This is a genomic window from Kitasatospora sp. NPDC089913, from assembly GCF_044748625.1.
GTDB lineage: Bacteria > Actinomycetota > Actinomycetes > Streptomycetales > Streptomycetaceae > Kitasatospora.
Map to the genome: position 1 here is coordinate 107699 of NZ_JBIVGI010000006.1, position 22300 is coordinate 129998.

Genomic DNA, 22300 nt, shown 5'->3' on the forward strand with positions numbered 1-22300 from the left:
CCCCCGGCGGGGGTCGTCGCACGTCCGGAGCCGTTTTCGGGGCTCGGGCGGCCCGCCCGGCGGATCCGCCGGTTGATCCGGGCGATCTCTACGGGGGGTGTCGGTCCGTCCGGCTGTCTCAGCGTTTTCGTCACTCTCCGTAGAGCTTTGGTCATGTCCGGCTCCGGATCCACCATGCCTGGAATGAGGCTCGGGCCTGCTCCCGGCAGCACCCGGTACGTGTGGCACTATCCCGTCCCGCCGGGTATGGCGGTTCATCTCCGCGAGCCCGATTAGTCAATTCTTTGTCCAATAGCCCCCCGTCCGGGTGAACGTTTTCCTCCACAGCCCCGAGTTGTCCACAGGGAATCGGAACCCGGAGGACGGAATCGGGATCACCGTCCAACGTGATGCCCGGCAGCGGTTGCCGGGCCCGGTTCCCACGGGCCCCCGGCCGACTGCCGGACCTTTCGTAGGTGTGCCCGGCCGCCGTGCGCGGCCCGGCACCGGGACAGGGGAGCCGCCATGTCGAAGCCCATCACCGACCACGCCGCCACCGGCGGGCCCGAGCCCGCCCGGCCGCTCGTTCTCACCGGGGACGACGCCCTGGCCGAGCACCTGCTGCGGATCTGCGCGGCGGCCGGCACCGATCCGCGGCTGGTCCGGGGCGCGCCGCCGCGCGAACTCTGGGAGGAGGCCTCGCTGGTCCTGGTCGGCGACGACCGGGCGGGGCACTGCGCCGCGATGCCCCGCAGACCCGGGGTGCTCCTGCTCGGGCTGGACCTCGACGACGCGGGCGTCTGGGTCAGGGCCGTCCAACTCGGCGCGGAGCACGTGCTGTTCCTGCCGGACGCGGAGACCTGGCTGCTCGACCGGATCGCCGACGCCGTCGAGGGCGTCGGCCCGCCCGCCCGCACCGTCGCCGTCCTCGGCGGCCGGGGCGGCGCGGGTGCCTCCACCCTGGCCTGCGCGCTCGCGGTCACCGCCGCGCGCCGGGGCCTGCGCACCGTCCTCGTCGACGGCGACCCGCTCGGCGGCGGGCTCGACATCCTGCTCGGCGGCGAGACGGCGGCGGGCCTGCGCTGGCCGGACCTCGCCGGCTCCCGGGGCCGGGTCAGTGGCGCCGAGCTGACCAGGGCGCTGCCCGCGCTCAGGCGGCTCGGCACGCTGGCCTGCCTGTCCTGGGACCGCGGAGACACCCCGACGGTGCCGCCCGAGGCCATGCGCAGCGTCCTCGCCGCCGCGCGCCGCGGCGGCGGCCTGGTGGTGGTCGACGTGCCCCGGCGGTTGGACGCGGCGGCCGGGCAGGCGCTGGAGCAGTCCGACACGGCGCTGCTGGTGGTGCCGGCCGAACTGAGGGCGGTGGCGGCCGCGGACCGGGTGGCCGCGTCCGTGCGGATGCGGATCGACGACGTGCGGGTGGTGGTGCGGCCTCCGGGGCCGTTCGGGCTCCCCGCGCACCGGATCGCCCGGGGGTTGCGGATGCAGCTCGCCGGGATGCTGGACCCGGAGCCGGGACTGGCCCTCGACCTCGAACAGGGGGTGCCGCCCGGCATCCGCGAGGGCGGGCCGCTCGCCAGGTTCTGCGGGGCCTTCCTCGACGAGGTGCTGCCGACGGTGCCGGCGGTCGAGGGGGGTGTGTACTGATGGTGCGACTGCGGAGGGCGGGCGGGGCCGAGGATCCCGGCGCCGGCCGGCCGGGTGCCGACGGGGCCGGTGGAGCGGCCCCGGAGGGCGGGTACCGGTCGGGGCACGGGGGTGACGGTCCGGGCGAGCGGCGGGTGCTGCGGGGCCTGCCCGGCCCCGGGAGCGGTCCGGCGGCGCGGCCGGGGCCGGAGCCGAACCCCTACGGGCGGACGGCGCGGGAGGAGCGCGCCGCCGCGCTGGTGGACGCCGTCCGGCTGCGGCTGGCCGAGTCCGGGGCGGTTCCCACCGCCGGTTCGGTGGCGAACGCCCTGCGGGCGGCCCGGCCGCCGCTCGGCGGGGACGACGTCCTCGACACCGTGCGCTCGCTGTGCGCCGAACTGGTGGGTGCGGGCCCGCTGGAGCGGTTGCTGGCGGCGCCCGACGTCACGGACGTCCTGGTCAACGGGCCGGACGAGATCTGGTTCGACCGGGGCGGCGGCCTGCGCCGGGCCACCGGCGTCCGGTTCGCCGATGCCGAGGCGGTGCGGCGGCTGGCCCACCGCCTCGCCACGGCGGCCGGGCGGCGGCTCGACGACGCGCGGCCCTGGGTCGACGCCCGGCTTCCGGACGGCACGCGGCTGCACGCCGTCCTGCCGCCGATCGCCGCCGGATGCACCCACATCTCGCTGCGGGTGTGCCGCTCCCGGCCCTTCACCGTGGACGAGTTGGTGGCGGGCGGGGCACTCCCGCCGCGGGGCGGCGAACTGCTGGCCGCCGTCGTGCGGGCCCGGCTCTCGCTGCTGGTGAGCGGGGGCACCGGCACCGGGAAGACGACACTGCTCGCGGCGTTGCTCGGCCTGGTCGGTCCGGACGAGCGGATCGTGGTCGTCGAGGACTCCGCCGAACTCTCGCCCGACCACCCGCACGTGGTGCGGCTCCAGGCCAGGCCGCCCAACCAGGAGGGGCTGGGTGAGCTGACCCTGCGGGACCTCGTCCGTCAGGCGCTGCGGATGCGGCCCGACCGGCTGGTGATCGGTGAGGTGCGCGGGGCCGAGGTGGCCGACCTGCTGGCCGCCCTCAACACCGGCCACGAGGGCGGCACGGGGACGGTCCACGCCAACACGGCGGCGGACGTGCCGGTCCGGCTGGAGGCGCTCGGCTCGCTGGCCGGGATGGACCGGCCGGCGCTGCACAGCCAGCTCCGGGCGGCCCTCGACCTGGTGGTGCACCTGGTGCGGGAGCCGGGCACCGGGAGGCGCAGGGTCGCCGAGATCCACACCGTGGGCGGCGACCGGCACGGGCTGGCCGTCACCACGCCCGCCGTGACGTTCACGGCGGACGGCGGCACGGTGCCGGGGCCCGGGTGGTCCAGGCTCGGCCGGCTGCTCGCCGCCCGTGGGGTCGTCGTCGCGGACGGTCCGCCGTGACGGCGGTCCCGGCGGAGGGGGTGTTCCTGCTGACGCTGTGCGGGTGCGCGGGCGGCGCGGTGCTGCTCCTCCGGTCGGGGAGCGGCCGGCGGAGCGGACGGGGGACGGCCGGTGGCCGGGGTAGCCGGGGCGGTCGGGGAGGTTGCGGTGGTGGTCGCGGTCCGTCCTGGTGCCGGTGTCGCGGCCGGCCCGGCCGGCCTGTCGGTGGACGTGGTGGCCGGCGAGGTGGTGGGTGCGGTGATCGGGACGAGGAGGTGGGCGAAGACCGTGGAGCTGTACGGGACTGTGCTGGGGTGGTGGCTGCTGCTGGCCGTCGGCGCGGTGGCGGGGTGGTGCCGGCTGCAGCGGCAGTGGGCGGGTGTTCGTCGGGCCGGCGCGGTGCTGACCGGGGCCCCGGGCGGCTCCGGCGGGAGAGGCGCGAGCGGGAGAGGGCGGCGTGCCGACGACGGCGAGCGCCGTGCGGTGGCGCGACCGGTGGCGCGACCGGTGGCGGCGGCCCTGCGGTGGTCGGGCGGTCCCTGGCGGGCTGTTCGGCGGGCGCCGGAACTCCTGCTCCTGCCCGGCGGGTCGGCGGTGGGGTGGGCGACGGCGTCGCCCGTCCCGGTGCTGGCGGCGCTCGCGGCCGTCCTGCCGGCCCGAAGGTGGCGCTCGCGCCGTGCCGCGGCGGCCGAGGCGAGGTACCGGTCGGCCGCCGTGGTGGAGCTGTGCGCCGGGCTGGCGGGCGAGTTGCGCGGCGGGGCGACACCCGAGCAGGCGCTCCACCTGGTGACCACGAGGATCGCGGCCGACCGGTCGGTGCTGGAGCGGATCGGTGCCGAGCCGATCGCACGGCTCGCGGCCGGCCGGTACGGCGCGGACGTCCCGGCGGCGTTCCGGCTGCTCGCCGAACGGCCGGGCGGGAGCGGGGCGGCGGCGGTTGCCGCCTGCTGGGAGGTCGCCTCCGCCGGTGGTTCGGGTCTGGCGGCCGGGCTGGACGGGGTGGCCGAGGCGCTGCGCGTCGAGCGGGTGCTGGCGGAGGAGATCGTCGGCGAACTCGCCGCGCCGCGCACCACGATCGCGGTCCTGGCCGCCCTCCCGCTGGCGGGGCTGCTGCTCGGCGCGGCACTCGGCGCCCGGCCGCTGGAGGTGTTGCTCCACACATCGGCCGGGCTGGCCTCCTTGGTGGTGGGCGCGGTCCTGGAGGGGCTGGGCCTGGTGTGGACGACCCGGATCGTCGGGGCTGCCGCCGCCGGTGCGCCGGTGGCCGCCCAAGGCCATGAGTCGGGCGACGAGTCGAGTCATGAGCCGAGAAGGGGAGGCGTCGACGGACGCGAGGAGTGGCGGTGCGGGATCACCCGGATCCGGGCCCGCACCCGGTCCGGCCCCGCGCGGCCGAGCGGGGCGTTCCGGCGGGAGGTACTGCCGTGGTGACCCGTGCGGTGGGTCGGGCGTCCGTGGTGCCGCCGGAGCCGGTACCGGCCTGTGCGGGCGGCCGCAGCGGTGGGCGCGCAGGAGGGAGCCGAGCAGGAGGGGCACGGATGGAGTGGGTGACCGAGCACGTGGCGGCCGCGATGTGCGCTGCGGCGGTGCTGGTGGGAGCGACGGCCGGAGGCCGGGCCCGGCGCCGGTGGCGTGCGCGCCGGAGGGCGGCCGCCCTGCTGGGCGGGGAGGAGCGGTCGCGCCGACAGCGGGCCCGTCGGAGGGCGCGGCGGCGGACGGCACGGGGGAGTCCTGCCCTGCCGGGGCGGGTCCGACGGGCAGCGATGGCGCTGGGCGCCGGCTTCGGAGCGGCGGTCTTCCTGGGCGGCGCCGCGGGTCTGGTGACAGGCGGACTGCTGGCGGCCGGGTTGCACCGGTGGCTGCCCCGGGCGAGGTCGCCGGCGGAGCGGCGGGCCGAACTGGACGAGGCACGGCTGCTGCGGCAGCTGCCGCTCACCGCCGAACTTCTGGCGGCCTGCCTCGGTTCGGCCGCCTCGCCGGCGGCGGCCGTCGCGGCGGTGGGCGCGAGCGTGGGTGCCCCGATGGGGCCCCGGCTGCTGTCCACGGCCGCCGAACTGGCCCTGGGGGCGCCCCCGGAGCTCTGCTGGCACCGGCTCGGGGAGGAGCATCCGCCGCTCGCGCCGCTGGCCCGCTGCCTGGTCCGGACGAGCCTGAGCGGCGCCCCGGCGGCAACGGCGCTCGCCGGGTTGGCGAGCGGCCAACGGGCGGAGGCCGTCCGGGCGGCGCACGCCCGGGTCAGACGGGCGGGAGTGCTGGCGACGGCGCCGCTCGGGCTGTGCTTCCTGCCGGCGTTCGTCCTGATCGGCGTTGTCCCGGTGGTGGTGGGGCTCAGCACGCGTTTCTCGCAGTCGATGTGACACATCGACCGTTTGCGGGACCGCCCGCCGATCGATCGGCGCCGGTCGTCGGTGCGGCGGTCTCTTGTCGGATTCGAAGCTTCGAACAAAGGAGGAAACTCATGAACCTGGCGATCGGTCCCGTGGCGGGTGCGGGTGCGGGTGCGGGTGCGGGTGCGGGTGCGGGTGCGGGGCTGGGGCTGGGGCGCCCGGCCGGGAGGCCGGTGGTCCGGAGCCGGTACTCGGCCCGGTTCCCGGCCCCGTTCCCGGTCCGGCTCGTGGTTCGACGTGCGGTTCGGCGGCGCGGCCGGATCGGGCTCGGCGGTCCGGACGCGGGAATGACCACGTCGGAGTACGCGGTCGGCACGCTCGCGGCGTGTGCCGTGGCGGCCGCGCTCTACAAGGTGGCGACCAGTGCGGCGGTGATGGAGGCGCTGCAGGCCGCCCTGGACCGGGCGCTCCATGCGACCTGACCCGTCGTCGGGATCGTCCCCGGGGGCGATGCCGCCGATTCCGCCGATTCCGACGGTGCCGCCGATTCCGCCGAGGTGGCGGCGGCGCGGCGACGCCGGGTTCGTCACCGCCGAGACCGCCGTCGCGCTGCCGGCGCTGGTGCTGCTGGCCGCGCTGCTGGTCTGGGCCGTCCTCGCGGCAGCCGCCCAACTCCGCTGTGTCGACGCGGCACGCGCGGGAGCCAGGGCGGCCGCGCGTGGGGAGGTCGATGCCGCCGGGGTGGCGCGGGCGGTGGCTCCGCCCGGGGCGGCGGTCCTGGTCGACCTGGCGCCCGACACCGTCCGGGTCACCGTGGACGCGCCGTACGGGGCGCCGGGCCGCTTCGCGGAGGTGCTCGCGGTGCGGGTGAGCGCCACGGCGGTCGCGGCCAGGGAGGACACCCTGCGAGGAGCGGAGGGAGGCGGTGGTGCGTGGGCGGGGTGAGGCTTCGTGCGCAGCGGTCGGACACCGGCTCGGCGACGGTCTGGCTGCTGGCCGGTGTGCTGCTCGGCGGTGTGGCGTTCACCGCCGCGCTGTCCTTGGGCGTGGTGGTCGGCGCCCGCCACCGCGCGGAGTCCGCCGCCGACCTGGCCGCGCTGGCGGCGGCCGACCGGATCCTGGTGGACACGGACGGTGGCTGCGCCCGGGCGAGGGCCGTGGCAGCGGCGCAGTCGGCCGCGGTGGTCTTCTGCGCGGCCGACCTCCCGGCGGACGCCGTGGAGGTGGTGGCGGAGGTGCCGGTCACGGGGCTGCCGGTGCGGCTGCCGGTCGGTCCTGCCCGGGCCCGGTCCCGCGCCGGACCGCTCCGGGCCGCGGTCCTGCCTGCGGACGAGGAGGCGCGGGTCGCCCTGGGCGAGGCCGGTCCGGCCGGAGCCGGCCGGTGAGCCCCGGGCGGTCATTCGGCCGGTCGCTCGGTGGACCCGGTGGATCCGTCGGCCGCCTCGGCTTCCGCCGCTTCCGCCGCCGCTTCGACCTCTGCCGCCGCGTCCGCCGCCTCCGCCGTCCTGGCGCCCTCGGCGTCCCCCGCGCCCTCCGCATCGTCCGCCGCTGCCCCGGGCGTTCCGGGAGCACCGGTGAGCAGGACGTCCAGCAGCCGGACGGCGGCGGCCTTGTCCAGCGGGTCGTTCCCGTTGCCGCACTTGGGCGACTGGACGCAGGACGGGCAGCCGCGCTCGCACTCGCAGGCGGCGATCGCCTCCCGGGTGGCGGTCAGCCACTGCACGGCCCGGCGGAAGCCTCGTTCGGCGAAGCCGGCCCCGCCGGGGTGGCCGTCGTAGACGAACACGGTGGGCAGCCCGGTGTCGGGGTGCAGCGGCACCGAGACACCACCGATGTCCCAGCGGTCACAGGTGGCGAAGAGCGGGAGCAGGCCGATCGAGGCGTGCTCGGCGGCGTGGGCGGCGCCGGGCAGTCGGTCGGGCGGGATGTCCGCGTCGATCAGCTGGTCCTCGGTGACGGACCACCAGACGGCCCGGGTGCGCAGGGTGCGGGGCGGCAGGTCGAGCTTGCTCTCGCCCATGATCTCCCCGGTGGAGATCCGCTTGCGGAGGTAGCCGACCACCTGGTTGACCACCTCCACCGAACCGAAGCAGAGCCGGCCCTCGCCCCAGTCGACGGTGGTGTCGGTGGAGAGGACGGAGATGGAGGTGATGTCCCTGGCGGAGGTCGTGTAGGGCGGGTCGGCGGGCTCGACCAGGGCGACCGAGTTCTCCAGGTCGAAGTCCCGGACGAGGTAGGTCCGGCCGCGGTGGAGGTGGACGGCCCCGGTGTGCACGGTGGTGTGGGCGGCCGAGGCGTCCACGGTGCCGAGCAGTCGGCCGGTCGGCGCCTCGACGATCTGCACCGGGCTGCCGCCGCTGCCCCGCAGGTCGACGGCGTCGGCGGCCCGCTCGCGACGGGTCCAGTACCAGGCCTCGCCGCGCCGGCGGAGCAGCCCGCGCCGCTCCAGCACCGGCAGCAGCGGAGCGGCCGACGGACCGAACAGCTCCAGATCGGTGTCGGTGAGCGGCAGCTCGGCGGCGGCGGCGCACAGGTGCGGCGCCAGTACGTGCGGGTTGTCCGGGTCGAGCACGGTCGCCTCGACCGGGGTGGCGAACAACGCCTCCGGGTGGTGCACGAGGTAGGTGTCCAGCGGGTCGTCCCGGGCGATCAGGACGGCGAGCGCGCCCTGGGCCTCCCGCCCGGCCCGGCCGGCCTGCTGCCAGAGCGAGGCCCTGGTGCCCGGGTAGCCGGCCATCAGGACGGCGTCCAGGCCGGAGATGTCGACCCCGAGTTCGAGGGCGGAGGTGGAGGCGAGGCCGAGCAGTCGGCCGGAGTGGAGTTCGCGCTCCAGGGTCCGGCGCTCGTCGGCGAGGTAGCCGCCGCGGTACGCGGCGACCCGGTCGGCGAGCGGGCGGCCCAGCTGGTCCTGGGTCTGGAGCGCGACGAGTTCGGCGGCCCGCCGGGAGCGCACGAAGACGACGGTGCGGGTCTCCCGCTCGACCAGGTCGGTCAGCAGGTGGGCGGCCTCGGCGGTGGCGGTCCGGCGGACCGGCGCACCCTGCTCGCCGACGTTCTCGGTGAGGGGCGGTTCCCACAGTCCGAAGACCATCGGGCCGCGCGGGGAGGCGTCGTCGGTGACCGCGGCGGCGGGCAGACCGGTCAGCCGGCGGGCGGTGACGGCGGGGTCGGCGGTGGTGGCGGAGGCGAGCAGGAAGACCGGGGAGGAGCCGTAACGGGCACAGATCCGTCGCAGCCGGCGCAGCACCTGGGCCACGTGCGAGCCGAACACACCGCGGTAGCTGTGGCACTCGTCGATCACGACATAGCGGAGCGTCTTGAGGAAGGAGGACCAGCGGGCGTGCGCGGGCAGGACGCCCCGGTGCAGCATGTCGGGATTGGTGAGGACGTAGGAGGCGTACTGGCGGACCCACTCGCGTTCCTCGGGCGGGGTGTCGCCGTCGTAGAGGGCGGCCCGGACGCGGGGCGGGGCGAGTTCCGCGGCCCGGCGGCGCTGGTCGGCGGCGAGTGCCTTGGTGGGGGCGAGGTAGAGCGCGGTCGCGCCCCGGCCGTTGCGTGCCTCGGTGCCGTCCAACAGGTCGGACAGCACCGGCGCCAGGTATCCGAGCGACTTGCCCGAGGCGGTTCCTGTGGCGATCACCACAGATTGACCGGATTTGGCCAGATTCATCGCCTCCGCCTGGTGGGCCCAGGGCTGCTGGACCCCCGTCTCCCGGGCGGCCGAGGCGATCTCGGGCCGGATCCAGTCGGGCCACGGCGCATAACGGGCGGGCCGGGCGGGAAGGTGCTCCGTATGGGTGAGCCGGTCCGACCGCCCCCGGGCGGTGGACAGGGTCATGAGCAGTGCCTCGGGCAGGCTGTGACGCGGCGGCATGAGGACCCAGTGTGTCACCGGCGTGACGGAGAATCGTCCTAAGCCATCGTGCGGTCATGGTCACAGGTGGTTGAATGTGGCCGTGACGGCCGTACGGCCGGGGGTCGCAGCGCCGAGGCTTGCCACGCATTCGCTGGGTGTGCCCGGGGTTCGCGACCATGCGGTGACGGCCGTCCGGCCGAGGATCGCAATGACGTAGCAAGGCAAGGTGCTGGAGGTTCCGTGGACCTGTCCCTGTCGACCCGTACAGTCGGCGACCGCACGGTCGTCGAGGTTGGCGGCGAGATCGATGTGTACACCGCCCCCAAGCTGCGCGAGCAGCTGGTCGAGCTCGTCAACGACGGCAGCTACCACCTCGTCGTCGACATGGAGGGCGTGGACTTCCTGGACTCCACCGGCCTCGGTGTGCTGGTGGGCGGGCTGAAGCGGGTGCGTGCTCACGAGGGCTCGCTGCGCCTGGTGTGCAACCAGGAGCGCATTCTGAAGATCTTCCGGATCACCGGTCTGACCAAGGTGTTCCCGATCCACACCTCGGTCGAGGACGCGGTCCAGGCGACCGACTGATCAGTCGACCCGATCGACCGGACCGGGCCGGTCCTCCGTGGCCGGCCCGTCCGATCCTCATGCGTCCGGACGCCCGGGGCCGCACGGCCCCGGCTCGTCCGGCCGTCCTCGGACCGGCCGTTGCCGGCCCGCAGCGACCGGGGCCGTATGTCCGGCCTCGGTCGGAACACCCCGAGGGGGAAGAGATGGCAACCGTCGAACTTCGATTCAGCGCGCTCCCCGAGCACGTGCGGACGGCCCGGCTGGTGGCCGCGGCAGTGGCCAGACGGGCGGGGGTCGACGAGTCGGTGCTCGACGAGGTGCGCCTCGCCGTCGGTGAGGCGTGCTCGCGCGCGGTCGGTCTGCACCGCCGCGGTGGGGTGACCGGCGCGGTGCGCGTCGCGTTGGTCGACCAGGAGAAGCGTTTCCTCATCGAGGTCGAGGACGAAGCGGGCCTCGACACCGTCCCGGCCACGGCGGCGGACGGCGCCGACCCGGACGAGGACACCCTGGGCCTCGCCGTTCTCACCGGTCTGGTCGAGGACCTGGAGGTCACCACCGGGGCCGGCGGCGGTCTGATCCGGATGAGCTGGCCGGTCTCGGCGGACGTACTCGCCGTCTGAGCGCACCGGTCGGCGCACGGCGCCGCACAGCGGGTGCGTCGACCGACGGGTGCGCGAACCGTCGGGTGCGTGGACCGGACGCCGGACAGGTGGGCGGACCGGAGCGGAAGAGCGGGTCCGAACGGGAATCGGGGGTCGAGCGGCGGCCGTGTAGGTTCGCAGTTCGACGACCGAAACCGAAAGGGCTCTCCCGGTGAACAAGCGACTGCTGGCCGTACCCGCGCTCGGGGCGCTGCTCGCGTTCGGCGCCGTCGGCTGCGGCGACGACAACAGCAAGCAGCTGGAGTCCTGGGCGGCGAACGTCTGCGGCGCGGCCAAGGACCCGATCGCGCAGGCGCAGACCGCGCTGGCGGACACCGGGCAGGTGAAGACCGGCGAGGCCCCGGCCGACCTCCAGAAGCGCCTCTCGGCGGACATCGGCCGGCTGGCGAAGACCAACCAGGACATCGCCGCCGCCATCGACGGCGCCGGTGCGCCCAAGGTCGACGACGGCGCGAGCCTGCAGAAGGACACCGTCACCGAGCTCACCAAGGCGGCCGACGGCTACCTGGAGGTCCAGAAGAAGCTGGACGCGCTCCCCAACGCCGACCAGGCGAAGTTCGCCGACGGGCTGCGCAGCGTGGCCGACCAGGTGCAGCAGCTGGCCTCGCTCTCCACACAGGCACAGGGCAAGCTCCAGCGCGGCGACCTGGGATCGGCGATGGCCAAGCAGGAGGGGTGCAAGCCGGGTTCGGCCGCGGCCGCTCCGACGTCCCCGGCCACCGGCGGCCCGTCCGACGGCTCCACGGGCGCGCCTGCGGACGGGGCGGCGGGCGGCGCGAGTCCGGCGGCGACCGATGCCCCCGGTGCCCGGACGCCGTCGACTCCGGCTCCGACCGCCTCGGCGAGCTGATCCCGCTTCGACCCGGGCCCACCGGCCCCGCGCGGCCTCCCGGTTGCAAGGGACCCGCCCCACGCACGCCCCCACCCCCGCACCCCGCGTACACCCCCGCACATACCGGCACACAGCCACGCACACCCATGCGCACCCCACGCACACCCCCCTCGGCCATCGGCCGAGGGGGCGGCGGTGTTGGGGACGGGACAGCCGGGCGGGCGGGGGAGAATGGCGGGGTGATCAGTAGCCCCGTTCTCGACCCGACCCGCCTCGCCAGACTGCGCGAGGCGCTGCTCGCCGCCTCGTACACCGCCGACGGCTGCCTGGACCTGCTCGGGCCCACCGGGTACGCGGCGCTGGCCCGCAGCGAGGCGGTGCCCGCGCTGCGGGCGACCCGTGGCGGCAGCCCGCTGGAGACGCTGGTGCGGCTCTTCCTGCTGCAGCAGCCCGTGCCCTACCCGGCGGCCGCCGCCGCGCTGCCGGTGGAGGACTGCCTGGCCGACGGCTGGCTGCGCCCGGACGGCGACTCGGTGCGCGCCACGGTGGACGTCCGGCCTTATGCGAACGAGGTGTCCGGGCTGCCGAGTTCGGACGCCTGGGTGGTCTCCGACCTGGGCTGCGCGGTCGGCGGCGCGGGCGGCATCGGCTCCGGGGAGACCGCGCACGGCGTGGCCCGCAAGGACCTCGTGCTCGGGGTGGGCGGCGCGTCCACCACGCTGGCCAACATCACGGTGCGTCGGCCGGTCCGCTCGGTGCTGGACCTCGGTTCGGGCTCGGGCGTGCAGGCGCTGCACGCCGCCCGGCACGCCCAGCGGGTGACCGCCACCGACCTCAACGGGCGGGCGCTGCGCTTCACCGAGCTGACCCTGGCGCTGTCCGGTTTCGACAACACGGAGACCGCCGCCGGCAGCCTCTTCGAGCCGGTGGGGGAGCGGCGGTTCGACCTGATCGTCTCCAATCCGCCCTTCGTGATCTCGCCGGGCGGGCGGTTCACCTACCGGGACGGCGGGATGGCCGGCGACGACCTGTGCCGCAGCCTGGTCCGCTCGGCCGCCGACCACCTGGAGCCGGGCGGGCACTGCCAGCTGCTGGCCAACTGGCAGCACGTCAAGGGCGAGGACTGGCAGGACCGGCTGGCCGGCTGGGTGGCCGGGACCGGGCTGGACGCCTGGATCGTCCAGCGCGAGGTGCAGGACGTGGCCCAGTACGCGGAGCTGTGGCTCCGCGACGGCGGAGACCACCGCGGTGCCGGCGACGACTACCAGGCCCGGTACGGGGAGTGGTTGGACGCCTTCGAGGCCGGCCGGGTCGAGGGCATCGGATTCGGCTGGATCACCCTGCGTGCGAGCGGCGCCGAGCGTCCGACGGTCCGGGTGGAGGAGTGGCCGCACCCGGTGGAGCAGCCGTTGGGCCCGCACATCGAGGAGTGGTTCGACCGGCAGGACTTCCTGCGCACCCACGACGACGCGGGCCTGCTGGCGGCGCGGTACGTGCTGGCCGACGAGGTGGTCCAGGAGCAGGTGGGCGCCCCGGGGGCGGAGGACCCGGAGCACGTGGTGCTGCGCCACAACCGCGGGATGCGGCGGGCCACCAAGGTGGACACGGTGGGCGCGGGCTTCGTCGGGGTCTGCGACGGGACGCTGTCGGCGGGCGAGATCGTCGACGCGATCGCTCGGCTGCTGGGCGAGGACCGGGTGGTGCTGCGCGACCGGGTGCCGGAGTCGCTGCGGCTGCTCACCGAGCAGGGGTTCATCCGGCCCGCCTCCTGACCGTCTCCTGGCCGGGGCCGGGCCCGGACACGGGCGCGTTGCGGCGCCCGGCCCGGCCCGGCCGTCGGCGTACCCCGGTGCCCGCCGCCCCGCCGCCCCGGTGCTCCGCCGCCCGGCCGCCCGGGTGCTCCGGCCTCCCGGCGCCACGGAACGGGCGCTCGCCGACGGCACCCGGTTCACCTCACTGTTTCCCCTGGTTCGCCGGGCAGCCGCCGAACATCTCCCCCTTGTTGGTCCTGCACTGTGAGGCTCTGTCCACAGGCTGTGGACAGAACTGGGGGCGGCCGGGGTGGAAACGACGACGGCGACGGCGGGTGGCGCGATACTCGCCCTCTTCGGCGGCGCACTCCTGCTCTGGTGCGCCGCCGAAGCGCGCTTGCGCCACCGGATCCGGCGCCGCGGGCTCCCGGCCGTCGCCACCGTGCTCCCGGAGTCCGACGTCCACGGGGCGCTCGACAGCGCACCGCTGCTCTCCTTCGCCACCCGCCCGGTCCCCGGCGGTCGCACCGGGGGCGCGCCGGGTGCCGAGGCGGCCGGTGAGCTGGTGCTGACCCGGCCCCGGGGCCACATCCCGCTGCGCCGCCCGGCCCATCTCGTACCGGGCGGTTCGGTACGGATCGCCTACGATCCGCACCGTCCCGCTCGAGCGGTGCTGCTGGCGGAGGGAGCCGGCCCCCGGCCACTGGTGGCCGACCTGCTGTGGACGGCGCTCGGCCTCGGCTGCCTGGCCGCCGGAGCCGTCCTGCTCCTCGCCGCCGCCTAGCCCCACGACCCCCGCTTGCGCCCCGTCCGCTCCCTGTCCGCCCCCCTCCGCTCCCCGTTCGCTCCCCGCAGCCCGGTGACGCGACCCGCGGTGCGGCCGGTGCGGTGACCTGCGCGGCGACCGGTGACGCCGCCCACCGCCTACCATCCACGGCGCCCGGGCGCACCAGTATTCCGTTGACAGATTTTGAAATCCGTCATTCCATCCTTCGAAACCCGCCGAAGCCCCCCTCCGCAGGGCGCGATCCGTCGTCGTCGGGTTACCGTTCGAGTGGCGTCGGTCGGCCTTGCCGGTGAAATCGCGGGAACCGTCCGTTTGACAAGGGTGGCCGGGGTACGGTCACACTCCGCTGGTGGGGTCGTCGTACAGCGGCAGCCCCGGGTCGGTGGAGGGGTCGGGCGGAGCGCAGCCCGTGCTGCCAGCGCCGACCAGCTCATATAACGACCGGGAGAGAAGAGCGAAGGTGTCCCCGAGCAGCGAGACCGCGCACGGACAGCGACTCGTCATTGTCGAGTCGCCGGCCAAGGCGAAGACGATCAAGGGCTACCTTGGCCCCGGCTACATCGTCGAGGCGAGCGTCGGACACATTCGCGACCTCCCGAGCACGGCCGCCGAGGTCCCGGACAAGTACACCGGCGAGGTGCGCCGCCTCGGGGTGGACGTGGACCACGACTTCGCCCCGATCTACGTGGTCAACGCGGACAAGAAGTCCCAGGTCAGCAAGTTGAAGTCGCTCCTCGCGGAGTCCGACGAGCTCTTCCTCGCCACCGATGAGGACCGCGAGGGCGAGGCCATCGCGTGGCACCTCCAGCAGGTGCTCAAGCCCAAGGTGCCGGTGCACCGCATGGTGTTCCACGAGATCACCAAGGCCGCCATCCAGGAGGCTGTGGCCAACCCGCGCGAGCTGAACCAGCGCCTGGTCGACGCCCAGGAGACCCGCCGCATCCTCGACCGCCTGTACGGCTTCGAGGTCTCGCCGGTGCTCTGGAAGAAGGTCATGCCGAAGCTTTCGGCGGGCCGGGTGCAGTCCGTGGCGACCCGGCTGGTGGTCGAGCGCGAGCGGGAGCGGATGGCGTTCCGCTCGGCCTCGTACTGGGACCTGGTCGGCACCTTCGGCACCGGCCGCACCGCGGCCGACGCCGCCAACCCGGAGAACTTCGGCGCCAGGCTGTCCTCCGTCGACGGCAAGCGGATCGCCAGCGGCCGCGACTTCGGCCAGGACGGCCGGCTCAAGGCGGGCAGCGCCAACACCCTGCACCTGGACGAGCAGGCCGCCCGCGCGCTGGCCGCCGCCCTGGAGCAGACCGCGTTCTCGGTGCGCGGGGTCGAGTCCAAGCCGTACCGCCGCTCGCCGTACGCGCCGTTCCGCACCACCACGCTCCAGCAGGAGGCCAGCCGCAAGCTGGGCTTCGGCGCCAAGCGGACCATGCAGGTGGCCCAGAAGCTGTACGAGAACGGCTTCATCACCTACATGCGTACCGACTCCACCACGCTGTCGGAGACGGCGATCAACGCCGCCCGGGCGCAGGTCACCCAGCTGTACGGCGCCGACTACCTGCCGGACGCGCCCCGCACCTACGCCTCCAAGGTGAAGAACGCCCAGGAGGCGCACGAGGCCGTCCGCCCGTCCGGCGACCGCTTCCGCACCCCGGCCGAGACCGGCCTGGCCGGCGACGACTTCAGGCTCTACGAGCTGATCTGGATGCGCACCGTCGCCTCCCAGATGAAGGACGCGGTCGGCCAGTCGGTCACCGTGAAGGTGGGCGGCCGGGCCGCCGACGGCCGGGACGCCGAGTTCTCCGCCTCCGGCAAGATCATCACCTTCCACGGCTTCCTCAAGGCCTACGTCGAGGGCGCCGACGACCCGAACGCCGAGCTGGACGACCGCGAGCGCCGGCTGCCGCAGGTCACCGAGGGCGACCCGCTGGCCGCCGAGCAGCTCACCCCCGAGGGCCACGCGACCAAGCCCCCGGCCCGCTACACCGAGGCCTCGCTGGTCAAGGAGCTGGAGGACCGGGAGATCGGCCGCCCCTCCACCTACGCCTCGATCATCGACACCATCATCGGCCGCCGGTACGTCTTCAAGAAGGGGACGGCGCTGGTCCCGTCGTTCCTCTCCTTCGCCGTGGTCAACCTGCTGGAGAAGCACTTCGGCCGACTGGTCGACTACGACTTCACCGCGAAGATGGAGGACGACCTCGACCGGATCGCCGCCGGCGAGGCGAAGTCCGTGCCGTGGCTGAAGCGCTTCTACTTCGGCGAGGGCACCGGCGAGGGCCTGATCGCGGGCGGCGCCGCCGAGGCCGGCAACGGTGACGGCGACCACCTCGGCGGTCTGAAGGAACTCGTCACCGACCTCGGCGCGATCGACGCCCGGGAGATCAGCTCGTTCCGGATCAGCGACGACATCACCCTCCGGGTCGGCCGCTACGGCCCCTACGTGGAGCGCGCCTCCGCCGTCGAGGGCGAGCCCGGCCAGCGTGCCGACATCCCGGACGAGCTGCCGCCGGACGAGCTGACCGTCGAACTCGCCGAGGAGCTGCTGGCCCGGCCCAGCGGTGACTTCGAGCTCGGCCCGGACCCGGTCTCCGGCAACATGCTGGTCGCCAAGGACGGCCGCTACGGCCCGTACGTCACCGAGATCCTGCCCGAGGGCACGCCCAAGACCGGCAAGAACGCGGTCAAGCCGCGGACCGCCTCGCTGTTCAAGACGATGTCGCCGGACACCGTCACCCTGGACGAGGCGCTGAAGCTGCTCTCGCTGCCGCGGGTGGTCGGTGTCGACCAGGACGGCGTGGAGATCACCGCGCAGAACGGCCGCTACGGTCCGTACCTCAAGCGCGGCACCGACTCCCGCTCGCTCACCGGCGAGGAGCAGCTGTTCACGGTCACGCTGGAGGAGGCGCTGGCGATCTACGCCCAGCCCAAGCAGCGCGGCCGGGCCGCCGCCGCCCCGCCGCTCAAGGAGCTGGGCACCGACCCGGTCAGCGAGCGCCCGGTGGTGGTCAAGGACGGCCGGTTCGGCCCGTACGTGACGGACGGCGAGACCAACGCCACGCTCCGCAAGGACGACGAGGTCGAGACCATCACGCCCGAGCGCGGCTACGAGCTGCTCGCCGAGAAGCGGGCGCGCGGGCCGGTGAAGAAGACCGCGAAGAAGGCCCCGGCGAAGAAGGCGGCGGCCAAGAAGACCGCGACGAAGACCGCGGCCAAGAAGACCACCGCGGCGGCCAAGACGGCGGCGAAGAAGACCACCACCGTGAAGAAGGCCGCCACCAAGACGGCGGCGGCCAAGACGGCGGCGAGCAAGTCCACCGCCACCGACGAGGGCTGATCCCAGGTCGAAGGCGTCCGGGCCCGCGTCCGCTCCGGCGGCGCGGGCCCGTCCCGTTCGCGGCCGGGGCGTGACAGGGGCGTACGCGGTCTGTCACAACCCGGTGGCGGCGCCCGTCCGGAGCCGTGCTCCCCTCTTTTGCGCCATGCCCCGACCGCTACGCTGACCGTATGACGAGCGAGGAGCAGCCCACCCCCAGCGCCGCGGCGGCCGGACCGGGCGGCACGCCCGACCTGCCCGAGGTCGCGCCTGCCGGGACCGCCGGCGAGCGGATCCGGGCGCTGCTGCGGCTGCGCCCCTACCGGCGCCTGTGGACCACCCAGCTGATCGGCGGCACCGCCGACCGGCTCGGCCTGCTGGTGCTGCTGATGCTCACGGTGATCGCCGCCGTGCTCGGCGGGCAGTTCGGCGACCTGCCGCGCAGCCTCGCCTTCGCGGTCGCCGCCGTGCTCGCCACCCGGTTGGCCGCCACCGGGCTGGTCGGCGCCGCCCTGCTCGGCCCGGTGCACGGACTGCTCACCGGCCGGCTCGACCGGCGCTGGACGCTGTTCGGCGCCGACGTGCTGCGCGTCGTGCTGATCGGCGTCGCCCCGTGGTGGATCGTCTGGCTGGGCTCCGGCCCCGAGCCCTCCGGCGCCGCGACCTGGGTCCTGCTCGCCACCGTCTTCCTGACCGGCGCCGCCGAACGGGTCTGGGCGATCGCCAAGGCCGCCGCCGTCCCGGCCCTGCTTCCGCCCGTCGACCCGTACGCGCCGGCCGGCGAACGCCGGCCGTCCGCCGCCAACCTGGCCACCGTCCGGACCCTGGACCACCGCACCGGGTGGGCCGCGCTGCCGCTCGGCGCCGGCGCGCTCGTGCTGCTCACCCTGCTGAACAACGTCTTCGCGGCGCTCGGATCGGACTGGCTGCGCGCCCACCAGACCACCTTCGCCGCCCTGGGTGCGGCCGCCCTGTTCGCCGTCTCGGCCACCCGGGTGTACCTCCAGGAGCTGCCCGGCGGTCCCGTCAGGGTGCCGCCGGCCTCGCCGCTGCGCGGGCTGCGCGCCCCGACCGACGCCACCCCCGGGCCCGCCCTGGCCAAGGGCCGCACCGGTGCCGCCCCGTACTTCACCTTCGCGGTCTCCGCCGGGTACGCGACGATGGCCGGCGTCGCCGCGCTGGCCCTGCTGACCGCCGTCGAGCACCGCGCCGGGCCGATCGGCTACGGCATGCTGGTGCTGGCCGCGACCGGCGTCCCCGCGCTGGGCATCCGGATCACCCGGGCCGTGCTGCCCACGCTCTCCCGCCGCCGACTGCTCGTGCTGGCGCTGCTCACCGAGGGCGTCGCACTGGTCCTGGCCGGTCTGGTGCTGGACTTCGTGCTCCTGCTGCTGCTCACCGTGCTGGCCGCGCTGGCCGCCGGCGTGGTGATCTCCACCGGCCGCAGCCTGCTCGCCCTGGAGGTCGAGGAGGCCCGGCTGCCCAAGGTCACCGAGCACCTCTACGCGGTGCTGCGGGTCGTCGTCGGCACCGCGCTGGTCGGCCTGCCGCTGATCGCCGCCGCCTACGGGGACGTCCAGTACGGCGCCCTCGAGCCCGGCTCGTTCACCTTCGTCCACGGCGGCGCGGCCCTCGCCGTCGGCACCGCCGGACTGCTCACCCTCGTGCTGGCCGCCGTCGTGCTGCTGCGCACCGACGACCGGCGCGGCACCGTTCCGTTCGGCCGGGACCTGGTCGACGCGGTGCGCGGCGCCACCGGTCCGGCCCCGCACCGGGCGGGCACCGGCTTCTTCATCGCGCTGGAGGGCGGCGACGGCGCAGGCAAGTCCACCCAGGCCCAGGCGCTCGCCGAGTGGATCCGGGGCAAGGGCCACGAGGTCGTGCTCACCCGTGAGCCCGGCGGCAGCCCGATCGGGCAGCGGCTGCGCAGCCTCGTCCTGGACGTCGGCAACACCGGCCTCTCGCACCGTGCCGAGGCGCTGATCTACGCGGCCGACCGGGCCGAGCACGTCGAGAACGTGATCCGCCCGGCGCTGGCCCGCGGCGCGGTGGTCATCACCGACCGCTACATGGACTCCTCGATCGCCTACCAGGGCGCCGGCCGCGACCTGGCCGCCACCGAGGTGGCCCGGATCTCCCGCTGGGCGACCGGCGGGCTGCTGCCCGACCTGACCGTCGTCCTGGACGTCGACCCGACCCGGGCCCGGGAGCGGTTCACCGAGGCGCTGGACCGGCTGGAGTCCGAGCCGACGGAGTTCCACCAGCGGGTGCGCTCCGGCTTCCTGGCGCTCGCCGCCGCCGATCCGGCGCGCTACCTGGTCGTCGACGGCAGCCAGGCCCCGGGCATCGTCACCACCTCCGTCCGCCACCGGCTCGACCGCGAGCTGCCGCTCTCCGAGCAGGAGAAGGCCGCCCGCGCCGAGCAGGAGCGCAAGGCCGCCGAGGAGGCCCGGCGCCGGGCCGAGGAGGAGGCCCGCAGGCGCGCCGAGGAGGAGGCCGCCGAGCGCAAGCGCCAGGAGGTGCTGGCGCAGCTCCGGGCCGAGCAGGCGGAGAAGGAGCGGCTGGCCGAGGAGGAGGCCGAGCGGGTCGCCGCCGAGGCCGCGCGCAAGGCCGCCGAGGAGGCGCGCCTGCGGGCGGAGGAGGAGGCCCGCAAGCGGGCCGAGGAAGAGGCGAAGCGGCGGGCCGAGGAAGAGGCGCGCCGGGCCGTCGAGGAGGCCGAGCGCAAGCGGCTCGCCGAGGAGGCGGCCGCCCGGGCGGAGCTCCAGCGTCAGCGGGAGCTGGCCCGGGAGGAGCAGCGGCGCCGGGCGGAGGAGGCGCTGCAGCGGGCCGAGGAGGCCCGGCTGGCGCAGGCCGCCGCGCTGGCGGCTGCCGCGGCGGCCGCCGCCGAGGCGGCGCAGCGTGCGGAGCGCGCGGGCCCGGGCGGGGACGTCCGGGGTGCCGCCGGGGCGGGCCCGGACGACGCGGTGACCACCGAGCTGCGGGTCGTGAAGGACTCCGGGCCTTCGGACCGGCGGGACGGCGGGGACGCGACCAGGGAGCTTCCGCTGCTGGGCGGGGGCGCCGCCGGGCGGTCCGGCGGGGCCGCGGGCGGCGTGGCGGACGTGGCGGAGACGGCGGTGCTGCCGGTGGTTCCGGCGGACGAGACGGCGGTGCTGCCGCGGATCCCGGCCGACGAGACGGCGGTGCTGCCGCGGGTCCCGGCGGAGGACGCCGACCGGACCGCGGTGCTGCCGAAGGTCGAGCCGGGTCGTCCCGGGGACCGGGTCGCGCCGGGCCAGGTTCCGCCGGGCCTCTGGCGGGACGACCGTCCGGGCGGCGGGACCCGTCCGGCGCCGGCGGAGCGTCCGGTGGACAGCACCCGCGAGCTGCCGGTGGTCGACCCGCAGCAGGAGCAGCCCGCCGCCGACCCGAGGCCCCGGCCGGACTGGGCGGAGGAGACCCCGCTCGACGATCTGCCGAGCCTCACCGACACCCTGCTCGGCACCCGCGAGGAGTGGGCCAGCTGGGGCCAGGGCGGTCAGGGCGGTCAGTCCGCCCCGTCCGGTCCGACGGGGCACGTGGGTCCGGCGGGCCCGGGCGCCGGTGACGGGCGGCGTGACGCCGGCCAGGACGACGGCAAGGGCAAGGGCCGGCGCTGGGGCCGCCGGAGCTGACCGGCCGGAACGGCGGCGGCGACGCGAACAGCGGGACCGGCTGCACGTCCGCACGGCTCCACGTCCGCACGTCCGCACGGCTCCACGTCCGCACGGCCGTGCGGACAGCCCGGGGCCGGTGCCGGTGGGTCCGGTCCGGTACCGGCAGGCCCGGTCCGGAGCCACCGGGCGACGTCGTACCGGGCACGTATGCTCGACGGCGGGAAGCGGGAGACGAAGGCCGGACGGGTCCGTCCGGCGCCCTCCGGCTCCCGCCGTCGCCGGTGTCGGGCGGGGGCGGCAGGTCCGTACCGAGCGTGGGAGCAGCAGTGGCCGTCTGGGACGACCTGGTGGGCCAGGAGCGGGTGGTCGAGCAGCTGACCGGCGCCGCCCGGGCGGCCGGGGCGATCGTCGATGCCGGGCGCGGCACCGAGCCGGTGTCCGGTGCGAACGCCTCGCTGATGACGCACGCCTGGCTGTTCACCGGACCTCCCGGGGCCGGCCAGATCACCGCCGCGCGGGCCTTCGCCGCCTCGCTCCAGTGCACCAGCCCCGACCTCGCGCTCGGCGGCACCCCCGGCTGCGGCTTCTGCGACGGCTGCCACACCGTGCTCGCGGGCAGCCACGCCGACGTGAAGTACGTCCGCACCGACGGCCTGTCCATCGGCGTCGGCGACATGCGCGACCTCGTCCTGCGCGCCTCCAGCTACCCCACCGGCGGCCGCTGGTCGGTGATCCTGGTCGACGCCGCCCACCGGCTCACCGAGGCCGCCGCCAACGCGCTGCTCAAGGGCGTGGAGGAGCCCTCCCCGCGCACCGTCTGGCTGCTCTGTGCCCCCTCCGTCCAGGACGTGCTGCCGACCATCCGCTCCCGCTGCCGGCTGCTGGTGCTGCGCACCCCGGCCGCCGAGGCGGTCGCCGACATGCTGGTGCGGCGCGACGGCGTCGATCCGAACACCGCCCGGCTGGCCGCGCTGGCCGGGCAGGGCGACATCGAGCGTTCGCGCCGGCTGGCCGTCGACGAGCAGGCCCGGTCGCGGCGCACCGAGGTGCTGCGGATCCCGCTGGAGGTCGGCGACATCGGCGGCTGCCTGGCCGCCGCCCAGCGTCTGGTCGACACCGCCAAGGCCGACGCCGAGGCGCTCGCCGACACCCGGGACAGCAAGGAGACCGACGACCTCAGGGCCGTGTACGGCGCGGCCGAGGGCGGCAAGGCGCCGCGCGGCATGGCCGGCGCGGTCAAGGAACTCGAGAAGCGGCAGAAGAGCCGGGCCACCCGCACCCGCCGCGAGACCCTCGGTGTCGCCCTGCTGGACCTGCTCGGCTTCTACCGGGACGTGCTGGCGATCCAGCTCGGTTCGACCGGCGCGCTCGCCAACGAGGACCAGCGGCAGGCGCTCGACCGGATCGCCCAGGCCGGTCAGCCGGAGTCCACCCTGCGCCGGATCGAGGCGATCCTCGCCTGCCGGGTGGCCCTGGACCGCAACGTCGATCCGCTGCTGGCCGTCGAGGCGATGACGGTGGCACTGCGCGCGGGCTGACCGCCGGGCCGGGGCGACGCGCCGGTA

General features: G+C 75.7%; 16 protein-coding genes. 15 read left to right on the top strand and 1 reads right to left on the bottom strand.

What is annotated here, in order from left to right:
• Window positions 1–504: 504 nt before the first annotated feature.
• The 7 genes from ssd to ACIPYS_RS12120 all read left to right on the top strand — a co-directional run bounded on the left by ssd (window position 505) and on the right by ACIPYS_RS12120 (window position 6723).
• Window positions 505–1626 carry a septum site-determining protein Ssd gene (gene ssd / locus ACIPYS_RS12090; RefSeq protein ID WP_093860970.1) on the top strand — a complete coding sequence of 374 codons (1122 nt, stop codon included), beginning with the start codon at window positions 505–507 and terminating at the stop codon, window positions 1624–1626.
• Window positions 1626–3032: a TadA family conjugal transfer-associated ATPase gene (locus ACIPYS_RS12095; RefSeq protein ID WP_400745604.1), complete on the top strand. Its 1407-nt coding sequence runs from the start codon at window positions 1626–1628 to the stop codon at window positions 3030–3032. Before ssd ends, ACIPYS_RS12095 begins: the two co-directional genes overlap by 1 nt.
• Before the next feature lie 147 nt (window positions 3033–3179).
• On the top strand, window positions 3180–4442 hold the full coding sequence (locus ACIPYS_RS12100) for a type II secretion system F family protein (protein WP_400745606.1): 1263 nt from the start codon (window positions 3180–3182) through the stop codon (window positions 4440–4442).
• A gap of 107 nt (window positions 4443–4549) precedes the next feature.
• A complete protein-coding gene (locus ACIPYS_RS12105; protein ID WP_400745608.1) occupies window positions 4550–5368 on the top strand; it encodes a type II secretion system F family protein in 819 nt (272 codons plus the stop codon).
• 101 nt (window positions 5369–5469) lie between these two features.
• Complete coding sequence (locus ACIPYS_RS12110) at window positions 5470–5820, top strand: DUF4244 domain-containing protein (protein ID WP_400745610.1); 351 nt, start codon at window positions 5470–5472, stop codon at window positions 5818–5820.
• 55 nt (window positions 5821–5875) lie between these two features.
• The gene (locus ACIPYS_RS12115; protein ID WP_231978621.1) at window positions 5876–6283 is read left to right on the top strand and encodes a TadE family type IV pilus minor pilin; all 408 of its coding nucleotides are present in this window, start codon (window positions 5876–5878) and stop codon (window positions 6281–6283) included.
• Window positions 6280–6723: an Rv3654c family TadE-like protein gene (locus tag ACIPYS_RS12120; RefSeq protein ID WP_093864956.1), complete on the top strand. Its 444-nt coding sequence runs from the start codon at window positions 6280–6282 to the stop codon at window positions 6721–6723. The genes ACIPYS_RS12115 and ACIPYS_RS12120 overlap by 4 nt, the downstream gene beginning before the upstream one ends.
• Window positions 6724–6734: 11 nt before the next feature.
• Here ACIPYS_RS12120 and ACIPYS_RS12125 read toward each other — a convergent pair whose 3' ends face one another.
• Window positions 6735–9212 (bottom strand): DEAD/DEAH box helicase, encoded by a 2478-nt coding sequence (locus ACIPYS_RS12125; protein ID WP_400745613.1) that lies wholly within the window; start codon window positions 9210–9212, stop codon window positions 6735–6737.
• A 222-nt stretch (window positions 9213–9434) separates the two neighbouring features.
• Between ACIPYS_RS12125 and bldG the strand changes: the two genes are divergently transcribed.
• The 8 genes from bldG to ACIPYS_RS12165 all read left to right on the top strand — a co-directional run bounded on the left by bldG (window position 9435) and on the right by ACIPYS_RS12165 (window position 22273).
• Window positions 9435–9776, top strand: coding sequence for an anti-sigma factor antagonist BldG (gene bldG / locus ACIPYS_RS12130; protein ID WP_030392670.1), 342 nt, complete (start codon window positions 9435–9437; stop codon window positions 9774–9776).
• A 185-nt stretch (window positions 9777–9961) separates the two neighbouring features.
• The gene (locus ACIPYS_RS12135) at window positions 9962–10378 is read left to right on the top strand and encodes an ATP-binding protein (RefSeq protein ID WP_093860964.1); all 417 of its coding nucleotides are present in this window, start codon (window positions 9962–9964) and stop codon (window positions 10376–10378) included.
• 193 nt (window positions 10379–10571) lie between these two features.
• Window positions 10572–11270: a hypothetical protein gene (locus ACIPYS_RS12140; RefSeq protein WP_400745615.1), complete on the top strand. Its 699-nt coding sequence runs from the start codon at window positions 10572–10574 to the stop codon at window positions 11268–11270.
• 221 nt (window positions 11271–11491) lie between these two features.
• A complete protein-coding gene (locus ACIPYS_RS12145) occupies window positions 11492–13024 on the top strand; it encodes a methyltransferase (protein ID WP_400745616.1) in 1533 nt (510 codons plus the stop codon).
• Between the two features lie 289 nt (window positions 13025–13313).
• Window positions 13314–13787, top strand: coding sequence for a DUF3592 domain-containing protein (locus tag ACIPYS_RS12150; RefSeq protein ID WP_400745618.1), 474 nt, complete (start codon window positions 13314–13316; stop codon window positions 13785–13787).
• Window positions 13788–14250: 463 nt separating this feature from the next.
• Complete coding sequence (gene topA / locus ACIPYS_RS12155; RefSeq protein ID WP_093860960.1) at window positions 14251–17121, top strand: type I DNA topoisomerase; 2871 nt, start codon at window positions 14251–14253, stop codon at window positions 17119–17121.
• Window positions 17122–17291: 170 nt separating this feature from the next.
• Window positions 17292–20753, top strand: coding sequence for a dTMP kinase (tmk, locus tag ACIPYS_RS12160; RefSeq protein ID WP_400745620.1), 3462 nt, complete (start codon window positions 17292–17294; stop codon window positions 20751–20753).
• Window positions 20754–21061: 308 nt separating this feature from the next.
• Window positions 21062–22273: a DNA polymerase III subunit delta' gene (locus ACIPYS_RS12165; protein WP_400745859.1), complete on the top strand. Its 1212-nt coding sequence runs from the start codon at window positions 21062–21064 to the stop codon at window positions 22271–22273.
• Window positions 22274–22300: the final 27 nt, after the last annotated feature.

Coding starts and splice junctions, on each gene's coding strand:
- ssd (WP_093860970.1), top strand. CDS start 505: ATGTCGAAGCCCATCACCGACCACGCCGCCACCGGCGGGCCCGAGCCC.
- ACIPYS_RS12095 (WP_400745604.1), top strand. CDS start 1,626: ATGGTGCGACTGCGGAGGGCGGGCGGGGCCGAGGATCCCGGCGCCGGC.
- ACIPYS_RS12105 (WP_400745608.1), top strand. CDS start 4,550: ATGGAGTGGGTGACCGAGCACGTGGCGGCCGCGATGTGCGCTGCGGCG.
- ACIPYS_RS12110 (WP_400745610.1), top strand. CDS start 5,470: ATGAACCTGGCGATCGGTCCCGTGGCGGGTGCGGGTGCGGGTGCGGGT.
- ACIPYS_RS12125 (WP_400745613.1), bottom strand. CDS start 9,212: ATGCCGCCGCGTCACAGCCTGCCCGAGGCACTGCTCATGACCCTGTCC.
- ACIPYS_RS12135 (WP_093860964.1), top strand. CDS start 9,962: ATGGCAACCGTCGAACTTCGATTCAGCGCGCTCCCCGAGCACGTGCGG.
- tmk (WP_400745620.1), top strand. CDS start 17,292: ATGACGAGCGAGGAGCAGCCCACCCCCAGCGCCGCGGCGGCCGGACCG.